General features: G+C 64.2%; 22 protein-coding genes. 9 read left to right on the top strand and 13 right to left on the bottom strand.

Going from position 1 to position 21,251, the window contains the following annotated elements:
* Nucleotides 1-33: 33 nt before the first annotated feature.
* The 3 genes from C7451_RS00760 to C7451_RS00770 are packed head-to-tail and all read right to left on the bottom strand — an operon-like array spanning nucleotide 34 to nucleotide 4,386.
* Nucleotides 34-1,344, bottom strand: a complete 1,311-nt coding sequence (locus tag C7451_RS00760) for an amidohydrolase family protein (protein ID WP_110297070.1) — start codon at nucleotides 1,342-1,344, stop codon at nucleotides 34-36.
* Nucleotides 1,341-2,759: an amidohydrolase gene (locus C7451_RS00765; RefSeq protein ID WP_110297071.1), complete on the bottom strand. Its 1,419-nt coding sequence runs from the start codon at nucleotides 2,757-2,759 to the stop codon at nucleotides 1,341-1,343. Before C7451_RS00765 ends, C7451_RS00760 begins: the two co-directional genes overlap by 4 nt.
* Nucleotides 2,760-2,802: 43 nt before the next feature.
* Nucleotides 2,803-4,386, bottom strand: coding sequence for a peptide MFS transporter (locus tag C7451_RS00770; protein ID WP_110297072.1), 1,584 nt, complete (start codon nucleotides 4,384-4,386; stop codon nucleotides 2,803-2,805).
* A 155-nt stretch (nucleotides 4,387-4,541) separates the two neighbouring features.
* Between C7451_RS00770 and C7451_RS00775 the strand changes: the two genes are divergently transcribed.
* A complete protein-coding gene (locus C7451_RS00775) occupies nucleotides 4,542-5,135 on the top strand; it encodes a nitroreductase family protein (RefSeq protein ID WP_110297073.1) in 594 nt (197 codons plus the stop codon).
* 26 nt (nucleotides 5,136-5,161) lie between these two features.
* On the opposite strand, the gene C7451_RS00780 is transcribed toward C7451_RS00775, so the two are convergent.
* The 4 genes from C7451_RS00780 to C7451_RS00795 all read right to left on the bottom strand — a co-directional run bounded on the left by C7451_RS00780 (nucleotide 5,162) and on the right by C7451_RS00795 (nucleotide 7,775).
* Entirely contained in the window at nucleotides 5,162-5,434 is a 273-nt protein-coding gene (locus C7451_RS00780) for a hypothetical protein (protein ID WP_110297074.1), read from the bottom strand.
* 176 nt (nucleotides 5,435-5,610) lie between these two features.
* Nucleotides 5,611-6,570 carry an alpha/beta hydrolase family protein gene (locus tag C7451_RS00785; protein ID WP_110297075.1) on the bottom strand — a complete coding sequence of 320 codons (960 nt, stop codon included), beginning with the start codon at nucleotides 6,568-6,570 and terminating at the stop codon, nucleotides 5,611-5,613.
* Between the two features lie 81 nt (nucleotides 6,571-6,651).
* Nucleotides 6,652-6,852 (bottom strand): type II toxin-antitoxin system antitoxin, encoded by a 201-nt coding sequence (locus tag C7451_RS00790; protein ID WP_060977552.1) that lies wholly within the window; start codon nucleotides 6,850-6,852, stop codon nucleotides 6,652-6,654.
* 8 nt (nucleotides 6,853-6,860) lie between these two features.
* A complete protein-coding gene (locus C7451_RS00795) occupies nucleotides 6,861-7,775 on the bottom strand; it encodes an SPFH domain-containing protein (protein ID WP_110297076.1) in 915 nt (304 codons plus the stop codon).
* Between the two features lie 217 nt (nucleotides 7,776-7,992).
* On the opposite strand from C7451_RS00795, the gene C7451_RS00800 reads away from it, so the two are divergent.
* Nucleotides 7,993-8,271 carry a hypothetical protein gene (locus C7451_RS00800; RefSeq protein WP_110297077.1) on the top strand — a complete coding sequence of 93 codons (279 nt, stop codon included), beginning with the start codon at nucleotides 7,993-7,995 and terminating at the stop codon, nucleotides 8,269-8,271.
* Here the strand turns inward: C7451_RS00800 and C7451_RS00805 are convergent, their stop codons facing one another.
* Nucleotides 8,272-8,694, bottom strand: coding sequence for a hypothetical protein (locus tag C7451_RS00805; protein ID WP_110297078.1), 423 nt, complete (start codon nucleotides 8,692-8,694; stop codon nucleotides 8,272-8,274). It abuts the gene before it with no gap.
* Between the two features lie 153 nt (nucleotides 8,695-8,847).
* On the opposite strand from C7451_RS00805, the gene C7451_RS00810 reads away from it, so the two are divergent.
* The gene (locus C7451_RS00810) at nucleotides 8,848-10,389 is read left to right on the top strand and encodes a M20/M25/M40 family metallo-hydrolase (RefSeq protein ID WP_244181467.1); all 1,542 of its coding nucleotides are present in this window, start codon (nucleotides 8,848-8,850) and stop codon (nucleotides 10,387-10,389) included.
* 59 nt (nucleotides 10,390-10,448) lie between these two features.
* Entirely contained in the window at nucleotides 10,449-11,570 is a 1,122-nt protein-coding gene (locus tag C7451_RS00815) for a zinc-binding dehydrogenase (RefSeq protein WP_110297079.1), read from the top strand.
* A gap of 667 nt (nucleotides 11,571-12,237) precedes the next feature.
* Here the strand turns inward: C7451_RS00815 and C7451_RS00825 are convergent.
* Nucleotides 12,238-13,128, bottom strand: a complete 891-nt coding sequence (locus C7451_RS00825; protein WP_110297081.1) for a LysR family transcriptional regulator — start codon at nucleotides 13,126-13,128, stop codon at nucleotides 12,238-12,240.
* Nucleotides 13,129-13,264: 136 nt separating this feature from the next.
* Between C7451_RS00825 and C7451_RS00830 the strand changes: the two genes are divergently transcribed.
* Genes C7451_RS00830 through mmsB form a run of 3 tightly spaced genes read left to right on the top strand, consistent with a single transcriptional unit; the run spans nucleotide 13,265 to nucleotide 16,051 of the window.
* Nucleotides 13,265-14,764 (top strand): CoA-acylating methylmalonate-semialdehyde dehydrogenase, encoded by a 1,500-nt coding sequence (locus C7451_RS00830; RefSeq protein ID WP_110297082.1) that lies wholly within the window; start codon nucleotides 13,265-13,267, stop codon nucleotides 14,762-14,764.
* Between the two features lie 4 nt (nucleotides 14,765-14,768).
* Complete coding sequence (locus C7451_RS00835) at nucleotides 14,769-15,146, top strand: VOC family protein (protein WP_110297083.1); 378 nt, start codon at nucleotides 14,769-14,771, stop codon at nucleotides 15,144-15,146.
* Between the two features lie 29 nt (nucleotides 15,147-15,175).
* Nucleotides 15,176-16,051 (top strand): 3-hydroxyisobutyrate dehydrogenase, encoded by an 876-nt coding sequence (gene mmsB, locus C7451_RS00840; protein ID WP_110297084.1) that lies wholly within the window; start codon nucleotides 15,176-15,178, stop codon nucleotides 16,049-16,051.
* Nucleotides 16,052-16,071: 20 nt separating this feature from the next.
* Here the strand turns inward: mmsB and C7451_RS00845 are convergent, their stop codons facing one another.
* From C7451_RS00845 to purF, 4 genes are all read right to left on the bottom strand, one after another.
* A complete protein-coding gene (locus C7451_RS00845; RefSeq protein ID WP_341866607.1) occupies nucleotides 16,072-16,869 on the bottom strand; it encodes a sensor domain-containing diguanylate cyclase in 798 nt (265 codons plus the stop codon).
* Between the two features lie 12 nt (nucleotides 16,870-16,881).
* Entirely contained in the window at nucleotides 16,882-17,865 is a 984-nt protein-coding gene (locus tag C7451_RS00850) for an MASE1 domain-containing protein (RefSeq protein ID WP_208625109.1), read from the bottom strand.
* Between the two features lie 132 nt (nucleotides 17,866-17,997).
* Nucleotides 17,998-18,711 (bottom strand): SDR family NAD(P)-dependent oxidoreductase, encoded by a 714-nt coding sequence (locus C7451_RS00855; RefSeq protein WP_110297087.1) that lies wholly within the window; start codon nucleotides 18,709-18,711, stop codon nucleotides 17,998-18,000.
* A 13-nt stretch (nucleotides 18,712-18,724) separates the two neighbouring features.
* On the bottom strand, nucleotides 18,725-20,185 hold the full coding sequence (gene purF / locus C7451_RS00860; RefSeq protein WP_110297088.1) for an amidophosphoribosyltransferase: 1,461 nt from the start codon (nucleotides 20,183-20,185) through the stop codon (nucleotides 18,725-18,727).
* A gap of 138 nt (nucleotides 20,186-20,323) precedes the next feature.
* Between purF and hisI the strand changes: the two genes are divergently transcribed.
* Complete coding sequence (hisI, locus tag C7451_RS00865) at nucleotides 20,324-20,689, top strand: phosphoribosyl-AMP cyclohydrolase (RefSeq protein WP_110297089.1); 366 nt, start codon at nucleotides 20,324-20,326, stop codon at nucleotides 20,687-20,689.
* Nucleotides 20,689-21,216 (top strand): hypothetical protein, encoded by a 528-nt coding sequence (locus tag C7451_RS00870; protein WP_110297090.1) that lies wholly within the window; start codon nucleotides 20,689-20,691, stop codon nucleotides 21,214-21,216. The genes hisI and C7451_RS00870 overlap by 1 nt, the downstream gene beginning before the upstream one ends.
* Nucleotides 21,217-21,251: the final 35 nt, after the last annotated feature.

Consider the following 21,251-nt stretch of genomic DNA (forward strand, 5'->3'; position numbering starts at 1 on the left):
GATCGCCGCAGCGAATCCTCCGTTCACCGCATCTTAGCGATCGTAAGCTTTCGGCAAAGCCCCTTCCTGCGGGGTGCGATACCGGTCGCGCAGCCGCGCCTGACGGTTGTCTAGCGGTTGCTGGACGCCGTCGATCATCACGGCGACGGGCGCGCTCGACAGTTCGAGCGGGTCGCCGTCCCAGATCACGACATCGCCGGCGCGGCCGGGCTTGAGGCTGCCGAGCATCGCGTCGATGCCGAGTGCCTGCGCAGGGCCGGACGAGATCGCGGCGAACGCCTGATCCCAGCTAAGCCCCGATGCGCCCGGAACACGCTGCAGCGCCACCAGATTGCCTGCATATTGCGGTGAATAATGCAGTTTATGCGCGTCGCTGTCGTTGATCATGCCGATCGCAACGGTCACACCTGCGCGCTTCATGCGGCCGATATTGGATTGGGTGGCGGCGGTCTTCTCGAATTCCGACGGCAGATCGTTGAGCGCCGAGGCGATGACCGGGATGCCCGCTGCGGCGATCTGATCCGCGACCAGCCAGCCCTCCGACACGCCGACCAGCACGATCTTGAGCGCCGGGAATTCCTCGCGCAGTTTCAGCACATTGAGGATGTCGGCAGCACGCTCGACATGCACCAGCAGCCGCATCTCGCCATTGACCACCGGCACGAGCGCGGCGGCATCCTGGCGATTGAGCAGCGCATCGTGCGGATGCGCAGGCAGCCCGCGCTGGCCGTTGGCAAGCGCGCGCGCTTCGATCAGCGCGTTGCGGAATTCGAGGAACGCCGAGGCGCGGCTGCCGCCTGCCTTGGCCGAGCCTGTCTCGCCCAGTTCAACAAACTGGAAGGCGCGTCCCTTGGTGACCGCGTTGTAATCGTCGCCCAGATCGATCACCGCGCCCATGCCGGCAAAGATCGCCGCAGGAGCGATCGGAGCAACGACCGCGCGGGTGATGCCAGCCGCCCGGTTGACCGCGACCGCGCTGACCTTGGGGTTGATCGCGGGTGTCACATCGATCGCGGCGGAGAATTCGCCTCGGCTCGCGCTGGCGTCGTTGGTCTCGTTGACCGCCTCGACCTCGACCAGCCCCAGACGGGTAAAGCCCGCGAACAGGCCTGGCGTGACCCAGCGGCCCGAGGCATCGACGACCTGTGCGCCAGCAGGCACGGCGATGCCTGATCCGGCGGCAACAACCTTGCCGTCACGCAGCACGACGGTGCCGCCCTCGATCGGCGCGCTTCCATCGCCGATCACGACCTTGCCGCCGGTGATCGCGACGGTCTGCGCGGTGGCAGGAGAGGCGAGCAGTGCGGCAGCGGCCACACTTGCGGAGAAAAGGGACTTGATCATTTCGTGTCTCCCTCACCCGGCTGGCCCAGCTCGAAATCGCTCACCGGACGGCGCTTGGGATCATTGGCATCATACAGCATCGCCCCATCGACCCAGACCTTTTCGGGCCGGGCATAGACGGACAGCGGATTGGCGTTCCACAGCACGACATCGGCCATCTTGCCGGGCTTGAGGCTGCCGGTCCTGTCGGCAACGCCCATCGCCTTGGCGGGATTGTAGGTCAGCCAGCTGATCGCGGTGGCGTCCGAGATGTTGAAGCCCATGCGGCGGCCATCGCCCAGCGCCTTGGCGGCTTCCTGGTTGAGCCGCTGGATCTGGTCCTGATCGTCCGAATGGATGATCGTGCAGGCTCCCGCGTTCTGGATGATCGCGGCATTTTCCGGAATGCCGTCGTACGATTCCATCTTGAAGCCCCACCAGTCGGCCCAGACGGCGGAACAGATGTTGTTCTCGCGCAGCAGGTCGGCGATCTTGTAGCTCTCGACCGCGTGGTGGAAGGTGGAGACGGTATAGCCGAACTCCTTGGCCATATCGATGACGATGGCCATTTCGTCCGCGCGATAGCAGTGGTTGTGGATCTGGATCTTGCCTTCAAGCGCACCCTTCAGCGTGTCCATGCCGATATCGCGCGCCGGGGGCGTGCCGCCCTTCTTCTCATACTCGTCCCAGCGTGCCTTGTATTCGGCAGCGCGTGCCCAGGTCTGGCGGTTGACGGCAAGGTTGCCCATCCGGCTCGCGGGCTTCTGGTTGCGGCTGCCATAGACGCGCTTGGGGTTTTCGCCGCACGCCATCTTGAGGCCATAAGGCGCATCGGGGAACTTCATCGCCTGCATGGTGCGGGCGGGGACGTTCTTGAGCGTGACCGAGCGGCCGCCGAACAGGTTGGCCGAGCCGGGCAGGATCTGCAGGCTGGTAATGCCGCCGTTGGCCAGTGCGCGGCTGAAACCCGGGTCCTGCGGCCAGACGCTGTGTTCGGCCCAGACATCGGCGGTGACCGGGCTCGTCGCCTCGTTGCCGTCCGAATGTGCCTGCACCCCGGGCGAGGGATAGTCACCCAGATGGCTGTGAATATCGATGATGCCCGGCGTCACGAACTTGCCCTGGCCGTCGATGACGGTGATATCTGCCGGGATCGGGGTGCTGGCATCGCCGACCGCGGTGATCTTGCCGTCGCTGAAGAACACCACGCCATTGTCGATCTGCCCGCCCTCGCCATCGAAAATCGTGACGTTGCGGATCGCGGTCGGCTGGCCCGGATAGGGCTTGTAGGTGCTGGGATAAGGGTTCTCGTTGAAGCTGACCTTCTCGGCCTTCTGCCCACTGGCGCTGGTGGAGGAGGGCCCTTCGGCACTTGTCGTGTTGGCGCAACCGACGACCGCTATGGCCGCCAGAGGCGCAAGATACCCGTATCGCATAGTTTTTCCCTGTCGCAGTTCGGAAGTGAGGATGGGACGAAGATCAGACACCGCGCGTCGCCGGATGCACGCCCGCCGCCTGGTTTTCGGCGAGCTCGCTTTCACCCGCCAGCGGTTCGGCATCCTTGAGCGTATCGAGGTGCATCAGCTTCTTGATCAGCGGCGCGATGACGAGCACGCCGACGCCCACGGCAATCGCGATCCAGCCGATCTGCGAATAGACGTCGAGCACCGTCTGCTGACCCGCGCCTTCGCCGCTCGCCTTTTCCGAACCCGTCGCCGCCGCGATCAGGCCGGCAACAAAATTGCCCGAGGCCGAGGCGAAGAACCAAGTGCCCATGATCAGCGAGGCCATATGCGCCGGGGCGAGCCGGTTCATGGCGCTCAGGCCCACCGGCGACAGGCAAAGCTCGCCCATGGTGTGGAGCAGGTAGATGAGGAAGATGAACAGCACCGGGGTCGGAACGCCAGCACCGGCTGCTGCAGCACCGGCGACCAGCACCAGGAAGCCCGCACCGAGCTGGATCATCGCCAGGCCGAACTTGGCCGGTGCGCTCGGTTCCAGTCCCTTGCGGCCCAGCCAGGTCCATAGAGCCGCGAAAATCGGTGCCAGCAGCACGATGTAGATCGCGTTGATCGACTGGAAGATGGACGCTTTCACGTCGCCGCGATCGACATAGCGGTCGGTATAGAGATTGAGCGAGGATCCGGCCTGTTCGAACAGCGCCCAGAACAGCACCGAACCGAGGATCAGGAACATCGCCGCGAAGATGCGGTCACGGTCTTCGCGCGGCAGCTTGGTGACCGCGGTCAGCAGCACATAGCCTACCAGAACCGCGCCCGACGCGAGCAGCAGCCAGCCGACGAGTTCCTGGTACTGGATCAGCACCCAGATGCCGAGAACAGCGGCGATGCCGATGATATAGAGGAGCCATTCCAGCTTTACGCCCAGCACAGGCTTTGCCAGCGCTGCTGCATCGGGTGCTTCGCCGCGACCGCACAACAGAGGCTTGCCCAGGATGAACACGACCAGGCCCAGCGCCATGCCGACGCCTGCTGCGCCGAAGCCATAGGACCAGCCATAGGTTTCGCCGAGATAGCCGCATGCCAGCGAACCCAGCGCCGCGCCCAGGTTAATGCCCATGTAGAAGATGGTGTAGGCACTATCACGCCGCACATCGGTGCGCGGATAGAGCTGACCCACGATCACCGAGATATTGGCCTTGAGGAAGCCCGAGCCCACGATGATGAAGGCGAGCGCCAGCCAGAACACGTTGAGGGCGGCGGGGTCCTGTCCGCCCGTACCTTCGAAGCCCATCAGCAGATGGCCGAAGGTCAGCAGGATTGCGCCATAGGTTACTGCCTTGCGCTGGCCGAGATAGCGGTCGGCCAGATAGCCGCCCAGCACGGGAGTGATGTACACCAGGGCGGTATAGGCGCCATAGATGACGCCCGATTGCGAGTCCGAAAACAGCCAGTGCTTGGTGAGGTAGAAGATCAGCAGCGCGCGCATGCCGTAATAGGAAAAGCGTTCCCACATCTCCACCAGGAACAGCACAAACAGTCCCCAGGGGTGTCCCAGGAATGTGCCCTTGGAATCGCCGCTCACGGCATAACCGCTGGCCATTATTGCATATCTCCCGTCAATTTTTCTGTTGGCGGCCCGCCCCCTGGCCGTCCATAGCGTGGGCTGCAACCTAGACAAAAATGCGCGGGTGTGAAGCGCCTTGTTGCAGTTGATACCAGACTGCCGCCTCCCGACCCGCCGCCGGAGCTCCTTGCGTGACCGAATTCAACGACCTGTCCTCGCTGCCCCGCTATCTCGCCAGCCGCCGATCGGGCCGCCCGCGCGATATGATCGCGCCCGGTCCCGATGCGGCGCAGATCCGCGAGATCGTGAGGATGGCGCTGCGCACGCCCGATCATGGCAAATTGAACCCCTGGCGCGTCGTGCATGTGGCCAGCGACCGGCGCGATGCCTTCGCCGCAAAGCTGACAAGCGCCTATCGCGCCGAAAAGCCCGAGGCCGGGCGGCTCGAGATCGAGGCGATGGAGACGTTCGCGCGTCAGGCCCCCGAACTGCTCGTCGTGCTCTATTCCCCGCGCGAATCGAGCAAGATTCCGCTTTGGGAACAGCAGCTTTCGGCGGGCGCGTTCGTGATGAACCTGCTCCATGCGGTCCATGCGCACAGCTTTGTCGGCGGCTGGATCACCGGCTGGCCGAGTTATAGCGACGCTGTGCGCGACCTGTTCGGAGTTGCCCCGGAGCAGATCGCGGGGTTCGTCTTCGTAGGTTCCTCCAGTCAGCCACTGGAAGAACGACCCCGGCCAGAGCTGGACGCGGTGCTGAGCGCGTGGGTGCCCGGCGCGGGCTGATCTTCGCCAGCCAGCCCCTCACCTGATCAGTGCAGGGCAGGAACGGCAGTTTCCGTCGCGGCCTCTTCCTCGACCACCCAGCCAGCCGCATCCTCTTCCGCAAATTCGCGGACGATTGCCGCATCGAGCCTGTCGAGCGGTTGCTGCCCCGCCTCGTGCTTGTGCGCAATCCTGGCCGCAGCATCCCACGCCTTGGCGGCGGCGAGCGCGATGCCCTGACGGTTCTTGAGCGGCTCGGCAGCGGCCTTGGCGATCTGCAGATTTTCCTGCTCGCGGCAGAATTTTTCGGTCATGCGCATGGCTTGCTCTCCTCGTCGGACTTCCAGACGATCAGGCAGCAGCGCGCGCGGTTGCGCGCGTTATCGGCGATCCAGGTTATCGGATACGCCCTAGCACGGCCGTGCCGCAATAGCGAACGATGGTTCGAACGCCTGTCTGGCGAACAGGCGGCGATGTCCGGCGATGAAGGGGCGCGCTATCCGCTCAAGCCAGCCACCCACGCAACGATGGCATCGGCAACCGCCGGATCGCTTTCGGTTTCCAGCGCCATGATCTGCATTGGCAGCAGGCCGTCTGCTGCCTGCTTGTAGAAATGCGTGAGTGACGGGAAAAAGGCGGTGCCGGTCGGTAGCGATCCCCGCGCCGCCCTGAGGCGCTCGGCATGGGCGAAGGGCACGGATTCATCGCGGCCACCATGTACGATCAGCACCGGTTGCGGCACGCGCGCAATCTCAGCCAGCGGGTCGATGGCGTCAACGCTGCGCAGGTACCGATGCGCGGCTTCCGGCATGCTCGCCAGCATGGCGCTGAAGGAATTGGTGCTGGCCTCGGGTGGGAGGGCGGCCCCGGTACGGATGGCCGCAACCGTCCGGTCGAAAATGCCCAGTTCTGCCGGAACGCCCGGCGGGGCCATGCCCGAGACCTGATGCCGCAGCAGGTCGAGCAGATGCTCCGCAGCGCCAGACAGGCTCACCACGCCGTCGATCCGGCCCGAGGTGCTGCCCTGAGCCAGCAGGTTCGCGACCTTTGCGCCCTCGCTATGTCCTGCGACGATCACCGGACCCTGATCGGCGGAGCGCAGCAGCAGGTCCAGCCCGGCCTCTGCCACCGCGACGCGCATGCGGAAGTCGCCATGCGCTGCTGCCGCCTCGGCATCGATCGTACGCGACCCCGTGCCCGGCCCGATCTTCGCCATCCGCACCACCGCAAAGCCGCGCGAGGCCATCTGGCGGGCCAGGTCGGCATAGGCATGCGGCCGCATGTTCATCGAGGGATAATTGCCGTCGACATCGCTGTAGAGCGATCCGGGCAGAAGCAGCAGCCGTGCCAATGCCGGACCGGCTGGCAGGCTGATGCGGCAGGCGATTTCGACGCCCGAGACGGTGACTGTGGCATCCTCTTCGCTCGCCGCGCTCTTGGTTTGTGGCTGTTTCATCTCTGGTCCCCCGGCTGATTCGCCTCAGCTTATGCCAGTTGACGCAAGGTCAGCTTCAAGAGCCAAATGTGCGCCCATGACCTATTCCTTCGGCGGCCGCCCCCTTGGCCGCTGTTCGGGCGGCGCGAGCTTGATGCCGCGCCGGGCCAGTGCCTCGCGCAGCAAAATCTCGATCTCGGCATTCACGCTGCGCAATTCCTGCGCGGCGGCGCGCTCGATCGCCGCGTGAAGCGACGGATCGAGGCGCAGCGCGAAGGATTTCTTGGGCGGCGGATTGGGCATTGTTCAGGTCAATAGAGCGACCCGGCATTGACCACCGGCTGGGTGTCGCGCTCGCCGCATAGCACCACCATAAGGTTGGAGACCATCGCCGCCTTGCGCTCGTCGTCGAGGTGTACGACGTTCTTCTCGCTCAGCATCGCTAGCGCATGCTCGACCATCGTCACCGCACCTTCGACCAGCCGCGAGCGCGCCGCGATCACTGCCTCGGCCTGCTGGCGGCGCAGCATCGACTGGGCGATCTCGGGCGCATAGGCGAGGTGCGTAAGGCGGCATTCGTCGATCTGCACGCCTGCCGCGCCGACGCGCTCCTGCAGCTGCTTTTCCAGCTCGTGGCTGACCTCGTCGGCATCGCCGCGCAGCGTTACCTCGTCGGCATTGAAATCGTCATACGGATAGCGCGCGCCGATCACGCGGACCGCGCTCTCGATCTGGATGTCGACGAATTCCTGATAGTTCTCGACATCGAACAGAGCTTTCGCGGTGTCCGACACACGCCATACCACGTTGGTCGCGATCTCGACCGGGTTGCCGCGCAGGTCGTTCACCTTGACCTTTTCCGAGGTGACGTTGTGCACGCGCACCGAGATCTTCTTGCGGCTGAGCCACGGCCAGCGCCAGCGCAGCCCGGTGTTGCGATCGGTCCCCTTGTAGCTGCCGAACAGCTGGATCGCCGCCGCCTCGTTGGGATTGAGCATGTAGAAGCCAGAGATGATGAACAGAAAGGCGAGGGCGCTCACCCCCGCCAGCACCAGTCCTAGCATGTTGCCACTCTTTGCCATTCCCACGCCCAGCACCGGTAGCAGCATGGAAACCAGCATGAGCAGGAGGAACACATAGCCGTTGAACGTGCTGGCCGGGCTTTCGGTGCTAGCGACCATGGCACCGCCGCCCGACGAGCCGTCAAAAGAAGAATTCTGCTGCATCTGAAACGCCCTCCGATTCGATAATTATGATATCATAATTATATCAAATGTTGGTGGGCGCAAGCCGGATTCGTTGTGCACCGTTCAGCAGGATCATGCGGTCCTTCACAGCGTGTAGCCAGGGGGAGGTGTATCAAAGCCACGAACGGTCCACCGCTCCAGGAAACCGTTCTGCCGTCCGTGCGTAAGGCATGGGATCGATGAAGGACGCACAGCCATGACGATGCACTATGCCCGCCCCGCATTTGACCCCGCCCGCTCGCTAGCGGCGGGACACGGATTTGCGCGCCGCATTGCCGGACGCGGCTTCATGCCGCTCTATCACGCGGGCGATGTCAACCATTGCCCGGGCTGCGGCGGCAAGCACTGGCATGTCGGGCGCATGAGCGCGGAATGCGCGACATGCGCGACGGCAATCCCGCTCGCCGATGTCGCTGCGCAGCCCATGCAGCCGCTGTTCCGCGTGACCCGCAGCCGCACTGCCTGGGCGGAATAGTCACCGTCGAACCGGTTCGGCCAGGATCGCAGGGTAGAAGACCTGCTCCTCCCAGCGCACACGGGCCTTGAGCCGATCGGCAAGCCCGCGGAAGTCCGCAATGAAGCCGGCGCGGTCGTTGGCCACTTCGCGCTGCGGCCAGTTTGTGTTGCAGTCCATGAGGTCTCCGCGCCACATCAGCAGCTCGTCGTGAAACCGCCGGATCAGGGCACGCCTGTCGGAGTCTGCGTCGAACTGCGGCGCGCGTGCGTTCACCATGCGGATCTCGACGCTGCAGTGGCTGTTGACCAGCCGGGCAAAGGCCAGCCGCAAAGCAGGCAGATTCTGCAATTCCGTCTCTGAGCCGTTCGCCGCAGCAGCGAGGATCGCCTCGGCGTGGGTCAGCAATTCACCATGCTGATGGGCAAAGGTCTGGGTGCTCATGACGGTATCTGCCCGATGGTGTGGCCCTGGAATAAGGCCAAGATAAATCAGGGATTTATGGTGATTCGGTTACCATCGTCTTACGCCTTGCAAGTTTCCCGGCGCCGGTTCAGGTTGCAGGTGTAAACCATGTTTCTGCGAGGCCTAGAAACCATGTCCAATCCGTTCTCGACCCAGCCCGATCGCCGCACGATGCTCCGTTCAGCCGCCTTGGTCGGCTCGGGACTGGTGCTCACTGGCGGGGGCGCTGCTGCAGTCGCGGCGGCGGAAGGCGAGATGGCACGTATCCGCAAGGCGGCCGAGAGCAATCGCGATGCGGACATCAGGCGCATCCAGGATTGGATCAGACTTGTTTCCATTGCGGCAGAGAATCTCAACATGGCCGAAGGAGCCGCCTATATGGCGGACCTCGCCAAGTCTGCGGGCTTTACTGGAGTGACCACCGTCCCGTCGGACGGCCATCCCGGCGTGTTCGGGGTGATGGACAATGGCGCCAAGCGCACGCTCGGCATCTATTTCATGTACGACGTCAAGCAGTTCGATCCGGCGGAATGGTCCTCGCCGCCGCTCGAGGCGCGGATCGTCGACAAGCCCGGCTGGGGCAAGGCGATCATGGGGCGCGGCGCGGTGAACCAGAAGGGACCGGAAGCGACGCTGCTCGCCACGCTGCACGCGATGAAAAAGGCGGGCGTGAAGCCGCCGGTCAACCTGGTCCTGCTGTGCGAGGGCGAGGAGGAGATCGGATCGCCGAACTTCAAGCAGATCGCAACGCGGCCCGATGTGCTCGCCGCGCTGAAAAAGTGCGAGGGCATTTTCATCCCGGCGAGCTGGCAGGGGCCGAACGGCGAGGTGCAGGTCAATCTCGGCTCCAAGGGCGTGATCGAGCTGGAACTGGTCGCCAGCGGCGCGCAATGGGGCAGGGGCCCCAAGGGGGACGTGCATTCCAGCTACAAGGCGATGATCGATTCGCCGGTCTGGCGGCTGGTCCAGGCGCTGCAGACTCTGGTCACGCCTGATGGCAACAATGTCGCGATCGGCGGGTGGAGCGACAATGTGCGGCCGCTGACGGATCGCGAAAAGGCGCTGATCGCCGAAGCCGCCAAGGGGATGAACGAGGCGCAGATGAAGCAGTCCTTCGGCGTCACCCACTGGATCGACAACCTGCCGTTCGACCAGGCGCTGGTGCGGCTGGCGCAGGAGCCGACGGCGAATATCGAAGGGCTGGTCGCGGGCTATACCGGTCCCGGCGGCAAGACCGTGCTGCCCGGACGCGCGGTCGCCAAGCTCGATTTCCGCCTCGTGCCCAACCAGACCCGCGCCGAGGCCGAAGCGAAGCTCCGCGCGCATCTCGACAAACATGGTTTCACCGACATCGAGGCCAATGTCTCGGGCGGCTATGACCCGACCGAGGTTGCCGAGGACAGCCGATTGATCAAGGCGGAACTGGCCGCGTACGCCAAGCTCGGCGTCAAGGCGAACCTCAACCCCAGGCTCGCAGGCTCCTGGCCGGGTGCGGTGTTCACCGCGCCGCCGGTGAGCATCCCCGCCGGGCATTTCGGCATCGGCCATGGCAGCGCCCAGCATGCGCCGGATGAATATTATGTGGTGGAATCGACCAATCCCAAGGTCGCCGGGATGACCGAGGCGACCTTGGGCTATGCCGAAATCATGTATCAGCTGGCATCTGTTCGCTAGGCGGGCGAGCAAGCCGCGCGGCGCTTGCGGGCGGGCGGGCGAGGCGGCATGACGGATACATGAAGATCACCGCGACCATTCTCGACCGCATCGGCCATCAAGGCCCCTATGCGCAAACCTGCCCGCTGCGCCTTGCCGAGATCGACCTCGCGCCACCGGGGCCGGACGAGATGCTGGTGAAGATCGAGGCGGCAGGGCTGTGCCATAGCGATCTCAGCGTCATCAACGGAGACCGCCCGCGCCCGATGCCCATGGCGCTGGGGCATGAGGCGGTGGCGACGGTGCTCGAACCCGGCAGCATCGCCGCCAAGCATTTCCTCCCCGGCGACCGTGTGGTGCTGAGCTTCCTGCCCCTGTGCGGATACTGCCCCAGCTGCCATTCGGGCGAGGGGTATCTCTGCGGCAACGGCGCGGCGGCCAACGGTGCGGGCACGCTGCTGAGCGGCGAGCGGCGGCTGTCCGAGAACGGCCACGAGGTGCAGCATCATCTCGGCTCCTCGGCCTTTGCGAGCCATGCGGTGGTGGACCGGCGCTCGGCGGTGAAGATCGACAGCGACATTCCGGTCGAGATCGCCGCCTTGTTCGGCTGCGCGGTGCTGACCGGCGCGGGCGCGGTGCTCAACGGCGGCGCGTTGCGCGCGGGCGAGAGCGTGGTCGTCTATGGCCTTGGCGGCGTCGGCCTTGCCGCGCTGATGGCGGCGATCGCGGGCGGCGCGCATCCGGTGATAGCGATCGATCCCGTCCCGGAAAAGCGCGCGCTGGCGCTCGAACTCGGCGCGCTCGCTGCCGTGCCTCCGCAAGACGGCGAGGAGGCGGTGGTCGCGGCGCTGGGCAAAAAACCCGATCTGGTGATCGAGACCGTCGGCAAGGCCCCGGTGCTCGCGAAAGCCTATGGCCTGGCGCGGCGCGGCGGGCGGATCGTCACCGTGGGCCTGCCCAACCCGGCGGATATGCTCGCAATCCCCGCCGTCTCGCTGGTCGGCGACGGCAAGACACTGATGGGCAGCTATATGGGCAACGCCATCCCCTCGCGCGACATCCCCCGCTATATTGCGTTGTGGCGCGCGGGGAGGATGCCGGTGGAGAAACTGCTGACCTCGGTCAGCCCGCTGTCCGAGATCAACGCGCTGTTCGATGAGCTGGCGAGCGGGACGGCGATCCGGCAGGTGGTGGTGCCTTGATGGGCGAGGCCGCAATGATAGTTGCGCGCCAGCGTTAGCTATTAATTTCGTGCTCGGTTGTGACGCTCGCAAGCGACGCCGTATACGCGGTGAAAGCTATCACAACGACAAAATAGATACTTGCAATGGCTGGTTCTGAAATCACCGGGCGAAACCAAGAAGCAACGAACACCACGGGCGCAGTCCATCCGGCGACAAGCCACCAGCCGGGACCGCCATCATATGACCAGTCCAGAACATCCGAGATCATCAAGGCCAATGGCACCGACCATAGATAGGCCGCAATCCAACGGAGACTTGCAACAGTTCGCTTCGATGACATTTTCATTTTGGCATGAATAGCAGGCCAATAGGCATCTACAATGCTTGGTGAGTGGGCAATAGCGTGCCATCACGATTTTGGTAGCAATCACCTCCGCTCAGCCTGAGCTTGTCGAAGGCCCCGCTATACGGCCAGCATGGGCGCGGGTCCTTCGACGACGCGGGCTGAAGCCCGCTGCTCAGGATAAGCGGATGTTGTTGGGGGTGGTGCAAGAATGCCCTCTCCGCTCTAGGGGGGAGGGTTGGGAGGGGGGCTGCGCTGCAGCTGGCCCCTCTCAACTTCGCCTAGCCAGACAAGCTGGCAAGGCTTCGTATCTCTCCCCTGAAGGGGAGAGAGCAGGCATGGTCACTCCTCCCCCATCACCGGCGCGATCCTTTCCGCCAGCGCGTCGAGCCACCTTATGAACGCATCCACCCGCGCGAGCTTGCGCATGTCGCGGTGGACCACGAGCCAGAAACTGCGATGGATCGCCACCTTGTCCGCCAGCACGCGTTCCAGCCGCGCATTCTGTTCGCCGATAAAGCACGGGAGAATGCCCACGCCCGCGCCGGAGGCGATCAGGCTGTGCTGGACGTTGATGCTCGAGCTGGTCAGCACCGGTTCGAGCCCGGGGCCGATCTCGTCGAGATAGCGCAGCTCGTCGGCATAGATGAAATCGGGGATATAGCCGATCAGCGGGTGGCGGCGCAGGTCCTCGACGCTGTGGATCGGCCCGGCGGCGGCGAGATAGTCGCGGTCAGCATAGACGCCGAGCTGATAGTCGACCAGCTTGCGTACCTTCAAGGGTCCGGCGGTCGGGCGCGAGAGCATGATCGCGAGGTCCGCCTCGCGCTTGCTGGGATTGAGGAAGCCGTTGGTCGCAACGAGCTCGATGCGGATCGCGGGGTGCTGGCGGTGAAAGCTCGCGAGATTGCGGCTGATGATCCAGGCGGCGAACCCCTCCGCCACGCTGACCCTTATGGTGCCAGCAAACACCGTCTGTTCGCCGGTCAGTTCGGTGCGGGCGTCGACCAGCGCCTGTTCCGCGCCTTCGGCATAATGCAGCAGTTTCTGCCCATGTTCGGTGAGCGCAATGCCCTTGCCGCTTGCCTCGAAGAGGGTGGATTGCAGATCGCCCGAGAGCCTTTGCAGTCGGCGCGCCACCGTGGTGGGGTCGATCTCCAGCCGCCGCGCGGCCTCCGCCACCGATCCGGCGCGCGCCAGCATCAGGAAGATGCGCAGATCGTCCCAGTTCATTCATCCGCTCCTGCGCTGCGTTGTTGCCTCTCTGCGGCATTTATGCAGCCTTATGTGATGTTTTTACGCAATTGCTTGCAGGAATGCCAGAGGCTATTGCGGCCCCCAAGCGACAAGCACCCATAGGAGAGCATCGATGCGCACCGTCACCCATCGCCTGGCCGCAGGCGTCACCGCGCCCGCCAGCACCCGCCAGTCCGACATTTTCGATCCCAATAGCGGCACCGTGCAGGCCAAGGTCGATCTCGGCAGCGCCGCCGTGCTCGATGCCGCCGTCGATGCCGCGCTCGCAGCCCAGCCCGCCTGGGCCGCGACCAACCCGCAGCGCCGCGCCCGCGTGATGTTCAAGTTCAAGGAGCTGGTCGAGGCCCATATCGACGAACTCGCCGCGCTGCTTTCGAGCGAGCATGGCAAGGTGCATGCCGATGCAAAGGGCGACATCCAGCGCGGGCTCGAGGTCATCGAGTTCTGCTGCGGCATCCCGCATGCGGTGAAGGGCGAATATACGCACGGCGCGGGCCCGGGCATCGACGTCTATTCGATGCGCCTGCCGATCGGCATCGGCGCCGGCATCACTCCGTTCAACTTCCCCGCGATGATCCCGATGTGGATGTTCGGCCCCGCCATCGCCACGGGCAACGCCTTCATCCTGAAGCCGTCCGAGCGCGACCCATCGGTGCCGATGCGCCTGGCAGAGCTGATGACCGAGGCGGGCCTGCCCGATGGCATCCTGCAGGTGGTGCATGGCGACAAGGAAATGGTCGACGCGATCCTCGATCACCCGGCGATCGCGGGCGTATCGTTCGTCGGATCGTCCGATGTCGCGCATTATCTCTACCAGCGCGGTGTCGCGGCGGGCAAGCGCGTCCAGGCGATGGGCGGCGCAAAGAACCATGGCATCGTCATGCCCGATGCGGACCTCGACCAGGTGGTCAAGGACCTCGCCGGCGCGGCCTTCGGTTCGGCGGGTGAACGCTGCATGGCGCTGCCCGTTGTTGTCCCCGTGGGCGACGAGACCGCCGATCGGTTGCGCGCCAAGCTGATCCCCGCGATCGAGCAGCTGCGCCTCGGCGTCTCGTCCGATCCCGAGGCCGATTACGGCCCGGTCGTCACCGCCGCGCACAAGGCCAAGGTCGAAGGCTGGATCCAGACCTGTATCGATGAGGGCGGCGAGCTGGTCGTCGATGGCCGCGGCTTCACGCTGCAGGGGCATGAGAACGGATTTTTCGTGGGGCCCACGCTGTTCGACCGTGTCACCACCGACATGGAAAGCTACAAGGAAGAGATTTTCGGCCCCGTGCTGCAGATCGTCCGCGCGAAGGATTTCGAGGAAGCCGTGTCGCTGCCCAGCAAGCATCAGTACGGCAATGGCGTCGCCATCTTCACCCGCAACGGCCATGCCGCGCGCGAATTTGCCGCGCGGGTCAATGTCGGCATGGTCGGCATCAACGTGCCGATACCGGTGCCGGTGGCGTACCACACCTTTGGCGGCTGGAAGCGCAGTGCGTTCGGCGACACCAACCAGCACGGCATGGAAGGCGTCAAGTTCTGGACCAAGATCAAGACGGTGACCGCGCGTTGGCCCGACGGCGCGGTGGACGGCGGCAACGCCTTCGTCATCCCGACCATGGGTTGAGGTGATGCACCTCGCGTACAGCGCCTATCTCGTCCGCGAGTATGATGAGGCCATCGCCTGGTTCGACCAGGCGCTGGGCTGGCGCGTGATCGAGGACAGCGATCTGGGCGACGGCAAGCGCTGGGTGCGCGTCGGCGGCGATGGGGGCGGGCAATTGCTGCTCGCGCGCGCCACATCCGAAGCGCAACTGGCAGCGGTCGGCAAGGCAGCAGGCGGGCGCGTGGCCTATTTCGTCCACACGGGCGATTTCGACGCGGATCATGCGCGCATGCTCGCGGCGGGCGTCGCCTTTGCCGAAGCGCCGCGTCAGGAAGCCTATGGCAAGGTCGCGGTGTTTGCCGATCTGTACGGCAATCGGTGGGATTTGATCGAAGCGCGCTGAGACGCGTTGATGGAGAGCGGAGCAACGGCATGAGCACAATCGGATTCATCGGCCTGGGCAATATGGGCGGCGGCATGGCGGCGAACCTGGCCAAGGCGGGGCACAAGGTCATCGCCTTTGACCTTTCTGGTGAGGCGCTGGCGCGCGCCGGCGCGGCGGGCTGCCATCCGGTGTCCGATCCGGCACAGGCGGTGGGCGAGGCGGATGTCGTCGTCACCATGCTGCCCGCAGGCAAGCACGTTGCCTCTGTCTATAACGAGACCGTGTTCGGCGCGGCGAAGGCAGGCACGCTGCTGATCGATTGCTCGACGATCGATGTCGATACCGCGCGCGAGGTCGCTGCTGCGGCCAAGGCGCGCGGGCTCGAGGCGGTGGACGCGCCGGTCTCGGGCGGGATCGCGGCGGCCAATGGCGGCACGCTCACCTTCATGGTCGGCGGCAGCGCCGACGGTTTCGCGCGCGCCGAGCCGATCCTCGCGGACATGGGCAAGGCGGTGATCCATGCCGGCGACAATGGCGCAGGCCAGGCGGCGAAGATCTGCAACAACATGCTGCTGGGCGCGACCATGGCCGCAACCTGCGAGACTTTCATGCTGGCGAAGAAGCTGGGGCTCGATCTCCAGACCTTCTACGACATCTCGTCCAAGGCTTCGGGCCAGAGCTGGTCGATGACGAGCTATTGCCCCGTCCCCGGCGTCGGCCCGGCGAGCCCGGCGGACAACGGCTATGCCGGAGGCTTCGCCGCCGCGCTGATGCTGAAGGACATGCGCCTCGCGATGGAAGCCGCCAAGGCCAGCGGCGCAGCTGTGCCAATGGGCGAGCGCGCCGAGGCGATCTACGCGGCTTTTGTGGAGGCCGACGCGCAGGGTCTCGATTTCAGCGCGATCATTACGGCGCTGGAGTGAGGGGAGCGGCTCGCCGAAATTCAGGAGGCCAACCGGAGTACATTCCGGCCAGAAGATTTGGCGCGATACATTGCCGCATCTACTCGGCGCAAAAGCGCTTCTGCACTTTCGCCGGGCGCAAGCTCGGCAACCCCGATGCTGATCGTGACAGCCGGGTCCTGAGCGCTGCGTTCGACAGCCTCACGAACCCGCTCCGCCACTTTGGTGGCGTCGCGCGACGGGGTGCCGGGAAATACAATCACGAATTCCTCGCCACCAAATCGGCCAAGAATGTCCGCCTTGCGCAATTGCTGGGCTGCATCGCCGGCAACTCGCTTGATCACGTCATCCCCGGTATGGTGGCCAAAACGATCGTTGATTTGCTTGAAGTGGTCGATGTCGAAAATTGCGATCGCTAGAGGCGTGGCGTTCAATTCAGAGTGTCTGATCTCCTGCTCAAGCGCCATTGAAACCCGCCGACGGTTCGCAATTCCAGTCAGTTGATCGGTTTCTGCCATCGCCTTTGCTTCCGCGGCAGCGCGCTCCGCTGACAGGCTCGCCGCCCTCAGCGCCTGTTCGTGCTCGATCTGGGCGGTAACATCCTGAATGATGCCAAACAATCCGACGGATCGGCTCAGAACATCTTCGTCATACTCGCCGCGCGATAGCACATGGCGCTGGCTTCCATCTGGTCGCAATATGCGGGCCACAAACTCGAACCCATGCTGACCTTCAATGGCTTGAGCAAGCTTCTCGTTCACCATATCCCTATCGTCTGGATGATAGGCCAGGATGGCGTCTTCGAGCGATGGGGGCCTGTCGCCGTCCAGCCCGTGAATCTGAAAAACCTGCTAGGACCAGGTGACAGTCTCAGACTTTACGTCGAGCCTCCAGTGACCGAGCTGCCCTGTACTTTCAGCAAGCTGCAGCAAGCGAACGCTTTCACTCACCTGACCCAGTAGCTTGCGACGCGCCGCCAATAGCGCGCCGATCGGCAACGACGCTGAAAACAGGGAAAGGAGATAAAATTGAAAGAACAGGCTTTTGATCTGGGGGCCAGCGGCAATCAACATGATTGGCCCGCTTCCGAGGCTCGTTGAGACAGAGCCTATCGATCCAGCGATCAGAACGGCGCCAGCCGCGCCGGCCAAGCCAAGTCGTGACACCGCAATCAAGGCAGCCAGCATTGGCAGAAACAGCAGCGGGTAGGTGGACTGCGAGAAGGTTAAAGCACAGACTCCTGCAACCATGGCAAATATGCCGATCACTTCCGCCGAACTTCTGTTGCTGGGTCGCACGCCCTTTTTCCGGATTGCCGCCCTCGTGACCATGATGAGGGGGGTTACCAAGAGAATTCCCAATAAATCGGTCGAGAACCAAGAGAAGCAGAACAGCAAAGAAGGCGTTGGTATGAACCACATAGCAACAGAAGCGCTGATGATCGTCGATACAAAGGCCGCAATGCAGAAATCGATCAACTGATCCGGATCAGAAAGCGATAAATTATCGTTTTTCCTGTAATTGATCAGAAGCGCAGCTGTCGCTGACTCAAGCAGATTGGCGAGTGTAAACCCGGCCGACATCGTGCCGGGATTGCCGATTGCCAAGTTGGCGGCGAGACTTGCGATTGCTGCTGCCAAAAGATGCCATGCGAAAGCTGGGCGCGGGCTAATCAACAGGGCCGCAAGCAGGATTCCACTGGGTGGCCAGACCGTCGCAATGCCGTCTTGTCCCTGGCTCACATCGAGAGCGAAGATTGCCGCAATGTAATAAAGGATGCCGGTAATTACCGGCGCCAGGATATCGGCGCCCGATGTCTGCACTGAGGAAATCATGCGGGGCATGTTCCTCGACTGATGGAAAATGGTTAATAAGCTGTGCTCGAAAACCCAGCTGGCATTCTCGTTGCAAAAATTTTCATCCGATCACGGAGGCATGAGCCCGCGCGCAGCATCAGGGCTCCGATCTCACCCCTCCAGCACGACCCTCGTGCCCGTCTCGAACTCGCCCGAGACCAGCTCTGCAATCGCTTCACCCACCACCTCGGGCAGCTTCACCGTCGCGGGGTCTTCGCCGGGATAGGCCTTGGCGCGCATGGCGGTGCGGGTGCGCGCAGGATCGACGATCGCGGTGCGGATCTTGCCGATGTTGCGCATTTCATCGCCATAGGCCGCGATCAGCACCTCGAGCGCGGCCTTGGACGCGCCATAGGCGCCCCAGAAGGCGCGGGGGCTGGCGGCGACCGAACTGGTGAGGCCGATCACGCGGGCGTGCGCGCTCTTGCGCAGCATGGCATCGAAATGCGCGATCATCGCCTGGGTGCTGAGCACGTTGAGCGTCATCACGCGGTTGAACTCGCCGCCGTCGATGGTCGGCACGGGTCCCAGGCTGCCCAGCATCGCGGCGTTGAGCACCAGGATATCGAGCGCGTCCCAGCGCTGGCCGATCGCGGCGGCGAGACGGGCAATGCTGTCGCCATCGGTCAGATCGAGCGGGGCGATGGTCGCGCTGCCGCCCGCCTCGAAGATCGCGTCCTCGACGGCTTCCAGGTCCCTTGCCGTGCGCGCGGTGAGGATGACATGCGCGCCCCGGGCTGCGAGCGCCCTGGCGGTGGCAGCGCCGATACCACGGCTGGCGCCGGTGACCAGGGCAAGCTGGCCTTGCAGAGTCTTGTCGATCATGGTCGTGAAATCCTCAGCCGGCGACCCGTTCGGCCAGCAATGTCAGCTGGTTGGGCTGGTCGCGTTCGGCCAGATCGGTAAGGGTGGTGGGATAATCGCCGGTGAAGCAGGCATCGCAATAGCGGGGGCGATCATCGTTGCGGCTGGCTTCGCCCAGCGCGCGATACAGGCCGTCGATCGAGAGGAAGGACAGCGAATCCGCCTGGATGAACTGGCGCATCTCCTCGATCGATTTCTGCGCCGCGAGCAGCTTGGAGCGCTCGGGCGTGTCGACGCCATAGAAGCAGCTGTGCATCGTCGGCGGGCTGGCGATGCGCATATGGACTTCCGCCGCGCCGGCGTCGCGCATCATCTGCACGATCTTGAGCGAGGTGGTGCCGCGCACGATGCTATCGTCGATCAGCACCAGGCGCTTGCCCGCGATCAGCGGCTTGTTGGCATTGTGCTTCAGCTTGACGCCCAGATGGCGAACGCCGTCGCCCGGCTGGATGAAGGTGCGGCCGACATAATGCGAACGGATGATGCCGAGCTCGAACGGCAGGCCCGATTGCTGGGCATAGCCGATCGCGGCGGGTGTGCCGCTGTCGGGGACGGGGACGACCAGGTCGGCCTCGACCGGGTTTTCCATCGCCAGCTGTGCGCCTATCGCCTTGCGCACCGAATAGACCGATGATCCGTCGACGATCGAGTCCGGGCGCGAGAAATAGACATGCTCGAAGATGCAGGGGCGCGACTGCTTTTCGGCAAAGGGTCGGTGCGAGCGGATTTCGCCGCCGCTGACCACGATCAGTTCACCGGGCTCGACGCTGCGTTCGAATTCGGCGCCGACAATGTCGAGCGCCACGGTCTCGGACGCGAAGATGACCGCATCGCCGATCCGGCCCATCACCAGTGGACGGATGCCCAGCGGATCGCGACAGGCGATCATGCCGCTGTCGGTCAGGCAGATCAGCGAATAGGCGCCCTCGACCTGTTTCAGCGCATCGATGAACTTGTCTAGCAGCGTCCGGTAGCGCGAGGTGGCGACGAGGTGGATGATCGTCTCGGTGTCGCTCGTCGACTGGAATATCGATCCGGTGCGCACCAGATCGTGCCGCAGCTTCATCGCGTTCGAGATATTGCCGTTATGCGCGATGGCAAATCCGCCCGAGGAGAGCTCGGCATAAAGCGGCTGGACGTTGCGCAGCGCGGTCTCGCCGGTCGTCGCATAGCGGACATGGCCGATCGCCCAGTCGCCCTTGAGCTGGCGCATCGTGTCTTCGGAATCGAAATTGCCCGCCACATGGCCCAGCGCCTTGTGGTTGTGGAAATGGCGGCCGTCGAAGCTGCTGATGCCTGCCGCTTCCTGGCCGCGGTGCTGCAGCGCGTGCAGCCCCAGCGCGACCATGGCGGCGGCATCGACCGCGCCGGCCACGCCAAAAACGCCGCACTCTTCGCGCAGCTTGTCGTCGTCAAAAGGATGTGTGGTGATCATGTTGCGCGCCCGATTCGGTTGCAGCCGGGTGGTTCGGCACCCCTATAGGCATGCAGATGGGGTTTGTCTTGCTTTTGTCACAGGTCATTTTTCGTTAACCGTGTTGCACCGCGCGCTGGGTACGATTAACCCGGCCATATGGCCGATATGCGCGAAGCCGGGCTGGACCTGGACCCGAAATATGATGCCTCCGGGCTGATCACCGCCTGCGTCACCGACGCGGCAAGCGGGGCGTTGCTGATGGTTGCGCATATGAACGAAGAGGCGCTGCGGCTGACGACCCAGACCGGCGAAGTGCATTTCTGGTCGCGCTCGCGCGCCAGTCTCTGGAAGAAGGGCGAGAGCTCGGGCAACGTGCTCAAGCTCGTCGAATTGCGCATCGACTGCGATCAGGATGCCGTCTGGGTGATCGCGTCGCCCGCCGGGCCGACCTGTCATACCGGCGCCCCCTCCTGCTTCTATCGCCGGGTCGCTGCGGACGGGTCGCTGGAACGGATTGCCTGATGCGGCGCGCGCTGCTCGCCTGTCTGCTGCTTGCCGGATGCAGCGTTTCGCAGGCGGGAGGCGATGAGGACGCTGTCACCCCACTGGATGCCGCCGCCATCAATGCAGGCGTGATTGCCGACCCGCATGCGCTGGATCTGGCCGGCAGCTTTTCCGATCCCGGGGCGGCAGGCAATGATGCCTTTTGCGCGCGAGGCAATCGCGAAAAGGGGTACAAGGTCGGCGTCCTGGTGACTTTCGGTGCATCCAGCCAGTGCGAGGGCACCGGCATCGCGCAGCTTGCGGGCGAGGCGGCCGAGCTCAGCCTTTCGCGCAATGGCGAGGGTGATGCGATCGCGGACTGCCGCTTTTCGGCGCAGTTCGACGGTAATGCATTGGTGCTGCCCGGAAGCGTGCCTGCGGCCTGCGAGGCTTTGTGCAGCAGCCGCGCGAGTCTGGCCGGAGCCTCGTTTGCGCTGGTCGAGCCGGGCAATGCAGCGGCGGGCGGCGCGACCGGACGGTCGGTGAAGCGCCTCTGCGCAGGCTGAAATTCACTTGACGTTTACGTCAAGGTAATGTAGCG

Origin of the sequence: Blastomonas natatoria (assembly GCF_003201955.1) — a bacterium.
GTDB lineage: Bacteria > Pseudomonadota > Alphaproteobacteria > Sphingomonadales > Sphingomonadaceae > Blastomonas > Blastomonas natatoria.